At 36.5% G+C, this 13,290-nt stretch carries 13 protein-coding genes and 1 pseudogene; all 14 read left to right on the plus strand.

Annotated features, from left to right (window positions below; genetic code table 11):
• Positions 1–88: 88 nt before the first annotated feature.
• The gene (locus ILT06_RS03470; RefSeq protein WP_222654839.1) at positions 89–469 is read left to right on the plus strand and encodes a phage terminase small subunit P27 family; all 381 of its coding nucleotides are present in this window, start codon (positions 89–91) and stop codon (positions 467–469) included.
• Positions 450–2,222: a terminase large subunit gene (locus tag ILT06_RS03475; RefSeq protein ID WP_222654840.1), complete on the plus strand. Its 1,773-nt coding sequence runs from the start codon at positions 450–452 to the stop codon at positions 2,220–2,222. The genes ILT06_RS03470 and ILT06_RS03475 overlap by 20 nt, the downstream gene beginning before the upstream one ends.
• A 15-nt stretch (positions 2,223–2,237) precedes the next feature.
• On the plus strand, positions 2,238–3,452 hold the full coding sequence (locus tag ILT06_RS03480; RefSeq protein WP_222654841.1) for a phage portal protein: 1,215 nt from the start codon (positions 2,238–2,240) through the stop codon (positions 3,450–3,452).
• Positions 3,430–4,185, plus strand: coding sequence for a head maturation protease, ClpP-related (locus ILT06_RS03485; protein WP_222654842.1), 756 nt, complete (start codon positions 3,430–3,432; stop codon positions 4,183–4,185). The genes ILT06_RS03480 and ILT06_RS03485 overlap by 23 nt, the downstream gene beginning before the upstream one ends.
• The gene (locus ILT06_RS03490; RefSeq protein ID WP_222654843.1) at positions 4,182–5,363 is read left to right on the plus strand and encodes a phage major capsid protein; all 1,182 of its coding nucleotides are present in this window, start codon (positions 4,182–4,184) and stop codon (positions 5,361–5,363) included. Before ILT06_RS03485 ends, ILT06_RS03490 begins: the two co-directional genes overlap by 4 nt.
• A 25-nt stretch (positions 5,364–5,388) precedes the next feature.
• Positions 5,389–5,640, plus strand: a pseudogene (locus ILT06_RS32850) (fibronectin type III domain-containing protein); the annotation flags it as partial.
• Between the two features lie 8 nt (positions 5,641–5,648).
• The gene (locus ILT06_RS03500) at positions 5,649–5,924 is read left to right on the plus strand and encodes a head-tail connector protein (RefSeq protein ID WP_222654844.1); all 276 of its coding nucleotides are present in this window, start codon (positions 5,649–5,651) and stop codon (positions 5,922–5,924) included.
• A complete protein-coding gene (locus ILT06_RS03505; protein ID WP_033679186.1) occupies positions 5,911–6,258 on the plus strand; it encodes a phage head closure protein in 348 nt (115 codons plus the stop codon). The genes ILT06_RS03500 and ILT06_RS03505 overlap by 14 nt, the downstream gene beginning before the upstream one ends.
• Positions 6,246–6,683 (plus strand): HK97-gp10 family putative phage morphogenesis protein, encoded by a 438-nt coding sequence (locus tag ILT06_RS03510; RefSeq protein WP_222654845.1) that lies wholly within the window; start codon positions 6,246–6,248, stop codon positions 6,681–6,683. The genes ILT06_RS03505 and ILT06_RS03510 overlap by 13 nt, the downstream gene beginning before the upstream one ends.
• Complete coding sequence (locus ILT06_RS03515; RefSeq protein WP_222654846.1) at positions 6,680–7,039, plus strand: structural protein; 360 nt, start codon at positions 6,680–6,682, stop codon at positions 7,037–7,039. The genes ILT06_RS03510 and ILT06_RS03515 overlap by 4 nt, the downstream gene beginning before the upstream one ends.
• A 13-nt stretch (positions 7,040–7,052) precedes the next feature.
• Positions 7,053–7,637 (plus strand): major tail protein, encoded by a 585-nt coding sequence (locus ILT06_RS03520; protein WP_222654847.1) that lies wholly within the window; start codon positions 7,053–7,055, stop codon positions 7,635–7,637.
• A 59-nt stretch (positions 7,638–7,696) separates the two neighbouring features.
• On the plus strand, positions 7,697–8,092 hold the full coding sequence (gene gpG / locus ILT06_RS03525) for a phage tail assembly chaperone G (RefSeq protein ID WP_261784463.1): 396 nt from the start codon (positions 7,697–7,699) through the stop codon (positions 8,090–8,092).
• Positions 8,093–8,109: 17 nt separating this feature from the next.
• Entirely contained in the window at positions 8,110–8,250 is a 141-nt protein-coding gene (locus ILT06_RS03530) for a hypothetical protein (RefSeq protein ID WP_000938714.1), read from the plus strand.
• 15 nt (positions 8,251–8,265) lie between these two features.
• Positions 8,266–13,281 (plus strand): phage tail tape measure protein, encoded by a 5,016-nt coding sequence (locus tag ILT06_RS03535; RefSeq protein WP_222654849.1) that lies wholly within the window; start codon positions 8,266–8,268, stop codon positions 13,279–13,281.
• The last annotated feature ends 9 nt before the right edge of the window (positions 13,282–13,290 follow it).

A 13,290-nucleotide genomic window follows, 5' to 3' on the forward strand; every position in this document is an offset into this window, starting at 1 on the left:
TTTCTAAAGGGGGGTAAAGCCTGAAAATAAGAGCTTTTTATTTCTGAATTGGTACTTTTTATCCATAAAATGTAAGTGAGGTGATATCGTGGATAAAGGATTGATTGAGAGGAAACCGCCTACGCATTTAAAAAAGGTAGGAAAAGATACTTGGATTCGTATTTGGTCTGTTTTAGAAGTTGAAGGAAAGGCTGATATCAATGATCCTATTGTAGTTGAAGCGATTGCCTTCAGTTACCAAATGTTTAGAGATATGGCAGCTAATGTTAAAAAAGAAGGTCTGACGATGGAGTATACAAATAAAGCTGGTGCTACAAATCTGACTAAGCACACTTTGATACCAGAGATACCTAAGTATTTACAACAGATTCGACAATATTTAGGGGAGCTAGGGTTGACTGGGGCAAGCCGAAAAAAGCTTCAGGAAGAGCTAACTGGAGATTCTGATGATGATTACGACAACTTCTAAACCCTCTGAAATAGCTAAGTGGTATAAAAATTGGCGAAATGAGCAGATACAGCATTTTAATATTTTGGTAGATCCATCTCCTGAACTAAGAACAACTTGGTATGCAGAACAAGTTGTGAAAGGAAACATAATAGCTAGTAAGAAAAATGTCTTGTCTTGTCAACGTCATCTAAACGATTTGAGGAGACAGGGGACTGAGGAGTTCCCTTGGGTTTTTGATGAAGAAAAAGCGCATCGACCTATACGATATATCGAAAAGTTTTGTCGTCCATCAAAAGGTGATTATAAAAGGTTGGTTCTTCAACCGTGGCAACACTTTGTTATAGGTTCTTTGTATGGATGGATTCATAAAGATACAGGTTATAGGCGCTTTCGTGAGGGCCTTATTTTTATTGGACGTAAAAATGGAAAAACTACAATGATTTCTGGTTTATCTAATTATGCCGTTGCTAAAGATAATGAACCAGGTGCTCGTGTTTATGTTTTAGCAAATACAAAACAACAAGCTGGGGAGTTATTTGATGAAAGTCGTGCAATGGTTCAAAAATCACCCCTTCTTCGGAAACATTTACGCGAAAATCAGAAAGGTATTTTCCATGATAAAACGCATTCTAAAATTGAACCTCGTGCATCAGATAGTAAGAAACTAGACGGATTAAATACACATCTTGGTATTTTTGATGAAATACATGAATTCAAAAACTTTAAGTTAATTAATGTTATAAAAAAATCACGTGGTGCACGTAAACAACCAATGATTGTTTATATCACTACGGCAGGATATCAGCTTGAAGGACCACTTGTTCAATACTATGAAATTGCAACTGATGTTTTAGAAGGAGTTATTGACCAAGATAGAAAGTTTTATTTCATGGCTGAAATGGATAGCGTGGATGAAATTGAAAATCCTGAATTATGGATTAAAGCAAATCCTAATATGGGAGTTTCGTTAGATCTTCCATCGCTTATTGATGATTGGAATACAGATAAGCATACAGATGCTGAAAAGAATGACTGGATTACAAAACAATTTAACATCTTTGTTGATAATGATGAAATGTCCTTTGTTGGTATTGAGATATTAAAAAGGAATGAAGAAGTTATTGATATAAAGGGATTAGCTGGTAAAGAATGTGTTGCAGGTTATGATTTATCTGCAACAGAAGATTTTACAAGCGCTTGTTTAGAGTTTCCTTTAGATGATGGAAATGTTTTTGTGCTATCTCACAGTTGGGTTCCGCAGGCTAAAGTTGATCGTGATAACGAAAATATTAGTTTCAAAGAGTTTAAAGACAAAGGTTGGCTCACTATTATCCCTGGTGAGTATGTGAAATATGAGTATGTTTATGATTGGTTTGTTGAGCAATCCGAACACTATTTCATAAAGAAAATTACTTATGATCCAGCAAATGCCTATCGTTTAAATGAAGATTTAAAAGCATATGGATTTAAAACCGAACCAGTTCGACAAGGGCATTTAACTTTAAGCCCAGCATTAAAGGATGTAAAAGAATTGTTGTTGGATGGAAAAATAATCAGTAATAAAAACCGTCTCTTCCGTTGGTATATGAACAATGTAAAGCTTGTGGAAGACAGAAACGGGAATTTTTTACCATCTAAACAGAGTAAATATCGAAAGATTGATGGCTTTGCAGCTTTTTTAAATGCTCATACAGAAGTAATCCCTATGTTATCTCAATTACAAGGTGATGGAAATATTGAATTTATATCAGTTAACGATCTTTTTAAATAGAAAGGCGGTGAGAAATTGAAACTGATTAATCGTGTTAAGGGAGCGATTAAAGGAGCTTCATTGGGATGGAAAGGTGCTGGATATAACTTTTCTTCATGGTTTGGAAGGAAGTTTTGGGGTATTGATAATACAAAATTAGCTACAAATGAGACGATTTTCAGTGTGATTAGTAGATTATCTAATACGGTAGCATCTTTGCCATTAAAGCTCTATAAGGATTATGACACTGTTGTTAATCAAGTGTCTGATGTTGTGATGAATGAGCCTAATCCAAACATGACCGGATTTGAATGGATAAATAAAATTGAAGTTTCAAGAAATGAAACTGGAAATGGATATGCAGCTATCATTCGTGATATTAGATTTCAAGTGGAATCATTAATCCCTATTGAATCTGCTTATGTAACGCCTTTTTTAAATACGGATGATAATAATTTGTGGTATGAGGTACGTGGGATTGAAGGAACGTATTACATCCACAATATGAACATGTTTCATGTCAAACACATCACAGGTATTTCAAGATGGAAAGGTATTTGTCCAATTGATGTTTTGAGAAATACTCTTGAATATGATAAGGCAGTACAAGAATTTAGTTTGTCAGAAATGCAGAAGAAAGATAGTTTTATTTTGGATTATGCGACGCAGGTCGATAATGAAAAGAGACAAAAAATCATTGATGATTTTAGACGGTTTTACCAAGAGAATGGTGGTATTTTATTCAGGGAACCAGGTGTCAATATAGAAGAGATGGAGCGGAAATACTTCGCTTCAGACACGTTAGCATCAGAACGAATTACACGTTCGCGGGTTGCTAACGTTTTTAATGTGCCTGTTTCTTTTTTAAATGATACGGAAGGTCAGAGTTATAGTAGCAATGAGCAATTAATGATTCAGTTTGTTCAAATGACTTTAACTCCTATTGCTCGGCAGTATGAACAAGAAATGAACCGAAAATTGCTAAATAAAGCTGAGAGACAAGCTGGATATTATTTTAAATTTAATATGAGTGGTTTACTACGTGGCGATACAGCAGCAAGAACACAGTTTTATCAAATGATGCTTCGAAGTGGTGGACTAACACCAGATGAAGTGCGTGAATTAGAAGATAAACCACCAAAGGGAGGTTCAGCATCTCAATTGTGGATTTCTGGTGATTTATACCCAATTGATATGGACCCATCTCAACGAAAGGGGGTGAAAAGTAGTGGGAAAGAACAAACAGAATAAGTTTTTTCAAATGAAAGCATCCGCCAATGGTAAAATGGCTGATGTTTTTATTTATGGAGAAATCACAAAGTATGCATGGGAAGAATATGGCGAGGTGTCGTCTATTACTTTCAAAAATGAACTCGACGAGTTAGGTGATAGTATTGAAACTATTAACCTTTACATTAATAGTCCAGGTGGATCGGTATTTGAAACAATGGCCATTATTGCAATGTTACAAAGACATCCGGCGAAGGTTATCTCCTATATTGATGGTATTGGTGCTTCATGTGCATCAGTGTTACCGATGATTTCAGACAAAATCATTATGTATGCTAATTCGATGTTGATGGTTCATAACGCATGGACATACGCATCAGGAAATGCCGAGCAGTTACGTAAAGCAGCAGATGACATTGAACGTATTAATCAATCAATGGTGCAACACTATTTAACTCGTGCTGGTGATAAATTAGATCCAGATATTTTAAAACAATTACTAGATGCAGAGACCTGGCTATCAGCTGAAGAAGCTATGGGGTACGGACTTTGTGATGAAATTATCCCAGCAAATAATGCAGCAGCATGTCTAGATGAAAAATGGATGAAAGAATACAAGAATGTTCCACAACAGTTAGTAAATGCACAAGCTAACATACCATCCAACGAAATGTTAGAACGACAAAAAATTGCCGAAGAAGCGAAAGCTAACGCGGACTATATAAAGACAATTTTAGGAGGAATTCATTCATGAAAACAAAATTTAGATTATCTATTGGTAACTTACAACACTTTTCGAAGAATACATTATTTGAACTAAAACAAAATTTATCTACTATTGGTCAACAGCTCCAAAAAGTAGAGAATGAGCTTTCTCAGAAGGCAATTGATCCATCCGCAACCATGGAGAGTCTCCAAGCGTTACAACAATCAAAGAAAGATCTTCAAATGCGTTTCAATGTAATTAAAGAACAACATGACACGATGGAAGCTGAGCAAAAAGCGCAATTTCAAAATCAAACTGGTTTGCAAGGCATTGAAGATCCGAAACAAAAGATAATTGCAGCAAAAGCAGAATTGGTTCGTGCTACAATCCGTCAACGTTCACTGTCTGAAGATGCAAGAATGGCTTTGGGTGATAATAACTCGACAGGTGGAGAAAAAATCCTTCCAAGTACGATGACAAATGAGTTATTACATGAACCGTTTGTTAAAAACCCTTTAAGAGAGGTATCTACATTTACAAGTGTTACTAACCTGGAAATTCCTAAAGTTACATTTACTTTGGATGATGATGCTTTTATTGCTGATACAGAAACAGCAAAAGAATTAAAAGCTGAAGGGGATGTTGTAATTTTTGGACGTAACAAATTCAAAATTTTCGTCCCTATTTCAGAGACTGTTTTAGCTGCAACGGATGCAAACTTAGTACAAACTGTAGATCAGGCGCTAGAAAGTGGTTTAGCAGCAAAAGAGAAAAAAGTAGCATTCACAGCAACTCCTAAAGCAGGAGAAGAATCCATGTCATTCTATAAAGCTGGTATTAAAGCTATTAAAGGTGCTAATTTATACAAAGCTATTAAGTCAGCAATTGCAGATTTACATGAGGATTTCCGTGCAAATGCAACTATTAAAATGCGTTACGCTGATTATCTAGACATAATTGAAATGCTTGCTAATGGTAGCGCTACTTTATACAATGCTCAACCAGAACAGGTTTTAGGTAAACCAGTTAAGTTCTGTGATTCAGCAGTAAATCCTGTCGTTGGTGACTTCCGATATTCGCACTTCAACTACGATCCGAATATGATTTATGATCGTGACAAAGATGTGAAAACAGGTATTGAACTGTTTGTTTTAACAGCTTGGTTTGACCATAAAATCAAGCTGAAATCAGCATTCCGTATCGCAGAAGTACAGACTACACCCTAACCATCCCCAGGGGCCAACAGGATTAAAAGTTGATTCTACTACGGTAACAACGGCCAACATTAGTTGGTCTCCTGTTGTCTATGATGGGGGCATTAAAGAATATCAAATATTCCGTAATGGAAAACAAGTAGGAACATCAGTCACAACAACATATAAAGATACAGGTTTGACAGGTGATACAACGTATTCTTATCAAATAAAAGCTGTAGCTAATAATGGATTAATTTCATCTTTAAGTGCTGAATTATCAGTGAAAACAAACGCTTCAGGATCGTAGGTGATAGTATGCTGGAGCTTATAAAAGGGAAATTAAAAATTGATGGGAATGAAGAGGATACAGTTATTCAGCTTCTAATTGATGGAGCAAAAGAAGCTTTATTAGGATCTGGTGTTCCTGAAAGTGAAAAGGCACTTTACAAAATAGCAGTAATTACACATGTCTTATTAAACTATGAGAATCAAGATAAATCATTAAATGTCACTGCATTAAAACAGTCATTAGAAACTACTATATTGCAATTAAGGGACTATAATTACGGTGATAATCATGAATCCAAGTAAATTAAATAAACGAATAACAATTCAACAAGAAATTACAAATAAAAAAGATGAAGAAGGGAATCCAATTCCATCCGAATGGAAAGATGTTGTCACTGTTTGGGCAAGAGCAAAAACACCATTTGGAAAGGGGTTTAATTATGAAATATTCGCTGGAAATACCGAGAATGCGGTACGTACAGTGAATTTTTTTATGCGATTTCGTAGGGGAATTGATTCGAAAATGCGAGTCTTGTATGATGATCGACTCTTTGAAATAAAAGCTGTTGTAGATGTTGATGAACAACATAAAGAAACATGCTTGGTGTGTGAGGAGCGATCTATATGGCAGAAGTAACGACCTTTGGAATACAAGAAGCAATTCAGCGTTTTGAAGCTTTAGGAAGAAGTGTAAAAACAATTGAAAACTCAGCATTAAAGAAAGGTGCTGAGGTAGTAAGGGATGCTTTAGAGGCAGAAAGTCCAGTAAGTGCACATCCGAAACCACCTTCACCAAAAGAATCATGGAGAACAGGTAAACATGCAAAGGATCAGGTGCTTGTCGGAAAAATAAAAACTCGAAATGGAGTCAAATCAATTAGTGTGGGGTGGGAAAAAGATGATAATTCCCCACACTTTTATATGAAATTCCAAAATTGGGGAACAAGTAAAATGCCACATCCACCACATAAAGGGTTTATAGAAAAGACAGTAACTCACACGGAAGTAAAGGCAGTTCATGAGATGAGAAATGTCTTTGCAGCAGCATTGCATATCGTATGAGATTTTTAGAAAAAGATGTGTTACGTGCGCTTACGAATCCTTTTATTGTAGAGAAAATTGGTGGAGAATATATCTACAATATGGTTCGTGGTGATGATAACGGAAAAACATGGATTACTTATTCTGAGCTAGATAATGGTGCTGGGAGATACGCAGAGGGCGTGGAATCTACCAGCATTATTTTATTTCAAGTAGATATTTGGTCCTTTAGTCCTGTGAAGGGGGATTTAAAAGAAGCGGTAAACACCTGTATGAAAAATATAGGGTTTCAGCGTATTACAACAGCAAATTTATATGAACCAGATACGAAAATCTATCATTATGGAATGAGATTTCGTACGGAATTAAGAATTTAGGAGGAAAACAAATATGGCAATTGCAGTCGATTTTAGAGATTTACATTATGCGATTTTGACAGAAACACCAGATGGTAAGTTTACGTATGCAGCACCTAAGAAAATTGGAGATGCAGTAAGTGGCAAAGCTTCACCTAAAAATGAATCCGTAACGTTCTACGCAGAAGGAGGTCCACTAGCAACAGCAAGTGCCTTTGGTGGTGTAGAAATCGAAGTAGAAACAGCGGATATTTCATTATCTACTTACGCTGAACTATTAGGAAAGAAACTAATTAAAGGTCAGGTAATCGATAATGTAAATGATGTTGCTCCATATGTAGCGTTATTATACCGTTTACCAAAAGACAATGGGAAAAACCGTTTTTATTGCTACTACAAAACGAAATTTGAAATTCCTGAAGATGAGCACAAGACAGCTGAAGATAAACCAACTTTCCAATCGGCTAAAATTAAATGCAAAGCGATCCAACGTTCAGATGGAAACTGGAGACATCGTTTAGATGAAGAAGAAACAGGATATGATGCAACCGTTGCAGCGAATTGGTTTAAGACAGTTCCAGCACCACCAACAGAAACAGCACCAGCACTTAGCAAATAAAATGATAAAAAAGGTACAGCTTAATGCTGTGCCTTTTATTTATGAAGGGAGATTTAATTATGCAAGAAAATCAAAAAACAGAGTCATTTAAATTAGTTTTAAACTTATCTTCTGGAAAAAAAACATTCTTTTTACCTCATTTTATTCCAGCTACTGATGCTTTTATAGCTTCGGAATGGACAGAAAAATTGAGTGCGGATAGGGTGCATTTTGACTTGTTAAAAGAGGCGACTCAATTTGTTGCTAAGGTTTTTGGTAACCGATTCACTGTAGAAGAGTTCTTAGAGGGGGTACATGCCTGGTTTCTGTCATCCACGATCTATTCTATTTGTTTAGCGATTGTAGGTAGCATTGCTGAAGCTGTGGCAATTATTAATGCAATTGATTCGAAGACAAATTCAGCAAAAAAAAAGAGACAAAGGAACAGAAAGAACCGTTCAACCCAACAGAAATGATGTTAGGGATATATAGCATGTTACAAGATTCTGGTATGTCCCAAACGGATATTAATCAGATGGATTTAGTACTTTTCTTTAAAACATTAGCTTATAAGAAAAAACAAGAAGATAAGAATGTAGTCCGAACAGCAAATCAAGCACCAGATTGGTTGTAAAGGTAGGTGAGATAAATGGCTGGAGATATGGAGATTGGCGCACGAGTTACGCTTGACACCCAACGCTTTGAAAATGGAGTAGCAGGAATTAATCGTGGTTTACGTTTATTAGATTCAGAGTTCAATTTAACAAGTGAAAGAGCTAGATTACTTGGTAATTCTGTTGAACAGTTACAAAACAAGTTAACGCATTTGAATGAAAAATTCACCTTGCAAGGTCAAAAGGTAGAACATTACCGCCAAAAAATTGAACAAGCAAGACAAAAACAAGAGCAATTACAAGCTTCAAATCTAACCTTGGCAGCATCAATGGAACGTCTTGAGACACAGTATAACCAGGCTGTCCAGAACTTTGGGCGTAATTCGCAAGAAGCAAAACAATTGAAGCAAGAATTAAAACAATTGCAGGCTGAATATACAGCAAATGGACAGGCTTTACAAAGATTAAATACACAAATTGATAACAATACAATTGCTATGAATCGTGCGGAAACAGCCCAAGCAAGAATTCAAAATGAAATAAGAGAAACAAATCGTGAATTAGCTGAACAACAAAATCGTCTTCATCGTACCGGAGAACGAATGCGTGATACAGGAAATAAAATGCAAGATGTAGGTGGACAGGTCGGTACTACCTTTGCAGCCATGACAGGCGTTATTGGTGCTGGGCTTGCGATGGCTGTTAAAGAATCTATGAACTTCGAACAGAAAATGGCTGATATTCAAGCAGTTTCTGGTGCGACTGGAGAAGAGATGAAACAAATTGGTGACCTAGCAGTCACTATGGGTGAAAAAACAAAATACTCTTCTGTAGAAGCAGGACAAGGAATAGAGGAATTAATTAAAGCGGGGGTAAGCCTCACTGAGATTATTAATGGCGGTTTGGAAGGTGCCTTAAACTTAGCAACAGCTGGAGAACTAGAATTAGGAGAAGCAGCTGAAATTGCATCGACAGCTTTAAATGCATTTAAAGCCGATCACCTTTCAGTAGCAGATGCAGCCAATATTTTGTCGGGAGCAGCAAACGCATCAGCTACTGATGTAAGAGAGCTTAAATATGGTTTAGCGGCATCATCAGCAGTAGCAGCAGGAGCTGGTTTGACATTCAAAGATACAGCTACAGCTTTGGCAGTATTTGCGCAAAACGGATTAAAGGGCTCCGATGCAGGTACATCTTTAAAAACCATGCTAATGCGGTTAAACCCATCTACAAAAGAAGCATATAACAAAATGCGTGATTTGGGTCTTATTACGTACAATGCACAAGCTGGTTTTGATTTCTTGGTTAAAAACGGTATTCAACCAGCTTCCAGAAATGTAGGGGATATAGAAGTAGCTTTAGAAAAATATGTAATGAAAACAGAAGGCGTTACGAAATGGAATGATAAATGTGATACAACATTCCGCGAATTAGCAACCAGTTCCGCTTTTCTATCTTCAAAATTCTATGATCAGCAAGGACATATTCAAGGGTTGGATAAAATTTCTGGATTATTAAACGAATCTATGAAAGATTTAACGGATCAACAAAGAAGTATGGCATTAGAAACATTATTTGGTTCTGATGCAGTACGTGGTGCAACAATCCTTTATAAAGAGGGCGCAGACGGCGTTAATAAGATGTATGGAGAAATGTCGAAGGTAACAGCATTAGAAGTTGCTGAGACAAAGATGAATACAACTAAAGGTAAAATTGAACAGCTAAGCGGCGCTGTAGACACTCTTAAAAAGTCCTTTGGAGATGCTTTGTTACCGATATTAGTTGACGTAGTAGAGGGTGTTCAAGGTGTAGTGGATTGGTTTAATAATTTAGATGAATCTACACAACAAATGATTGCTAAAAGCTCGTTATTAGCTTTCGGGATAGCGGGAATAACGACAGCTGTAGGATTTTTAGCGATGGGTATCGGTGCTTTATTAGCAAATCCAGTCGCTTTAGCGATTACTGGAGCTGTTCTTGCTGTAGGAGCGCTAGGTATTGCAATTGTTGATCTGAACGAAAAATCTAAACAGGCACAAAATGATATGGATAAGTTTGGACAAAGAGTAAGTGACGCAACGAGTAAAGCAGCTGGTGCCTATGTGGATTTAAAAGATAAGGCTATCAATAACATGATGGATTTAAAACTTAAAACAGGTGAAGAAGCGAATAAAGCAGCTGACGAAACCATTAAAGCTTTTCAAAGAATGACAAATGAAGTCATTAAAGAGTTAGAAGGAAAGAAAAGCGAATTTAATAAGATGTTTAGTCAGTTAATGGGGACTGTCCCAGAGAGTGCCAAACAAACCTTAGAACAAGTTAAGAATAATGTCATTGAATCCATTAATAAAGAGATTGAAGTTGCTACACAAGCAGAAAAGATTTTGGAAGAGGGTATTAGAAGGTATCAAGGAGATACCATGAAAATGCCGAAAGACTTCGCTCAAAAATTCGAACAAGCCTTACAGGTTGCTGACAAAAACGTTCAACAATTCTATGCAAAAGCAAAAGAAATCACATCTATTTCGAAAGAGATTGAAGCTGGCGGAATGTTATCTTTAGATGCTGGAAAAAAACGGTTTGAAAGCATCATAAAAGTATATGAAGATGGTGTTAAATCTTTAGAGAAGCAAACCAAAGGTTGGCGTGAAAATGTAGAAAAAGCGTTTAAATTAGGTGAAATTAAACCAGAAGAAAGAAAAGCAACTTTAGATGCTATTGCACTTTATGAATCAAAGCATGTGAATGATTTGCAATCTATTAGAAATGATGGATTTAAAGTATTGCAACAGCATATGAAGGAAGAAGATGCTGAAGTCTTAGCGTCACAAGCTAAAAGGATTGAAGCAGAAGATAAAGGCTGGGGGGCACGCTTTAAAGCCGCATATGGATTTCGAGAAAAATCAGCTGATCTAGAGCAAAGATTTAGAAGTGATCAAGAAAAGGCAGAAAAAGATTATCAAGATAAATTACTTCAGTATGAGTTGCAATATGGTAAATCTAAAATTGAAAGCATAGGAATGTATCTTTCTGAATTACAAAAGGGTACAGAGTCATCTAGATTGTTAGCTGAATCAATGGCAAAAGAAATTGATGGCAAAATGAAAATTGATTTAGGACCAGCTGGGCAATTCACAATTGATACATTCTTACAGAAGCTTCAAAAGGGAGAATTAGACTCTTCAGCTGTGGCAACTGCAAATGCCAATAAACTGAAAGAAGTTTATAAAGTGGATCTATCACAAAGTGGTATTGAATCCATGCAAAAATGGATTGATGGTATTAAAACCAAAGATACTGGTGAAGTAAGAGAATTTCTAAGTAAAAATATGCAAGGTAATACCACAATCGATTTAGGAATTTACGGGAAAATGACAATGGACTCGTGGATTACAGGACTTCAAACAGGGACTTTATCTTTTGATACTGTATTTCAGTTTTTCCAACAGCAAGTGAAAAATGGTGTGAAGGTAGATGCTACTCAAGAAGGTCAGAACAATATTCAAACTTTAATTAACGGGATGCAAATTGGAGCTTTATCTTTACCACAAGTAGCACAAACTATGGGGTTAGATATTAAAAGTAATGTTCAAGTTGATCTTGGAGAAGCTGGTCAATTTAATGTGCAGACACTTGTTCAAGGTATGCAGAATGGCTCTATTAATGCTGAGCTAGCAGCAAAGGCGATTGCACTGTTAGTTGAAAATGGAGCCAAGTTAGACCTAACTCAGGTCGGATTTGATATAAGTCAAACACAGGCTAATGGGATTTCTGGTAATATGGCTCCAGAGAATGCAGCGACAGGAAAAAAACAAGCTGTGGAAGGAATTATTGGTAGTACCACTGATGGCGGTGGTGGAAGTAAGAGTGGTAGCGAACTAGGGCAAGGGATAATAAGTCAAGATGGCTATATTAAAGGGAGCGCATTGCAAATAGTTGCTAGTGCTCATAACGCTTTTAGCACTATTAATGGAAACCCAGCAGGTAATCAAGGTGGACAAGGCTTCGGAAGTGGTATTGTAAATCAAAAAGGCTATATCAGAGGAAGTGCTTTAGAAGCTGTTACTTCGGCTCATACTGGTTTTAATACAATCAATGGTACTCCACAAGGTCAAAAAGGTGGTAGTCAGTTTGCACAAGGTATGGAAAATACAAAAGGACAAGCGAGATCGAGTGGCTCTAATGTAGCGGAAAGCGGTAATTCTGGTCTAAAAAGTGTTAGTTCGATTAGCCCAGGTGAAGCATTTTCTAGTGGATTTGCTAAAGGTATTTCTAATGGTGAATGGAATGTACAAACTGTAGCATCTAGTTTAGCACGAGGTGCTTTTGAAGCGTTAAAGGCTACGCTTGATGTAAACTCTCCATCAAAGTTAACTAGAGATCAAGGGGGTAAACCTTTTAGTGAAGGGTTTGCTCTAGGTATTCAAAAGGGATCTTATATGGCTGAAAGAGAGAGTCGTACACTTGGCTCAAAGGCAAATAAAGCTTTAGTGAACGAGTTAGCATTAGGTAGTAATTCGAACAAGATGCAATTTACAGGTGTTCAAATGGCAAATGGAATTGCAGAAGGAATTAAAACACAATATTCTGTTGTACGGAATGCATTACAAGATACAGTATCAGGAGCTGTTAATAGTATAAGCTCTTTAAAACCCGAAGAAATATTTAATTTTCAGGGAGATGATCCGTTAACTAAATATTTTAATGCTATTTTTGTAGATGGAGATTGGCAAAACGATTGGATTACACATATTCCTGAAAGTATGCGTGATATGGTCAGTGAAATTGGTCGTCAAATGGAAAGGTTTGAAGGGCTTTCTGTTTATGATGTTGGGAACCTTTCTAGATGGAGAGAAGTGTTATCAGACAATCCTAATGTTGTTCAATACAGACCTGACAATGATAATCCAGACAAACAACCATATACAAAACCAAAACCTGTATATATTGAGATTCCGGTTGTATTGGAAGGACGGGAGATAGCGAGAGTAAGTCATCAATATATAACTGAATATCAAAATAGGGAACAAGCAAGAAACTCAGTCTTTTAGATATGGGTT

It is taken from the genome of Bacillus sp. 17RED48 (assembly GCF_019837545.1).
Taxonomy (GTDB): Bacteria; Bacillota; Bacilli; order Bacillales; family Bacillaceae_G; genus Bacillus_A; species Bacillus_A wiedmannii.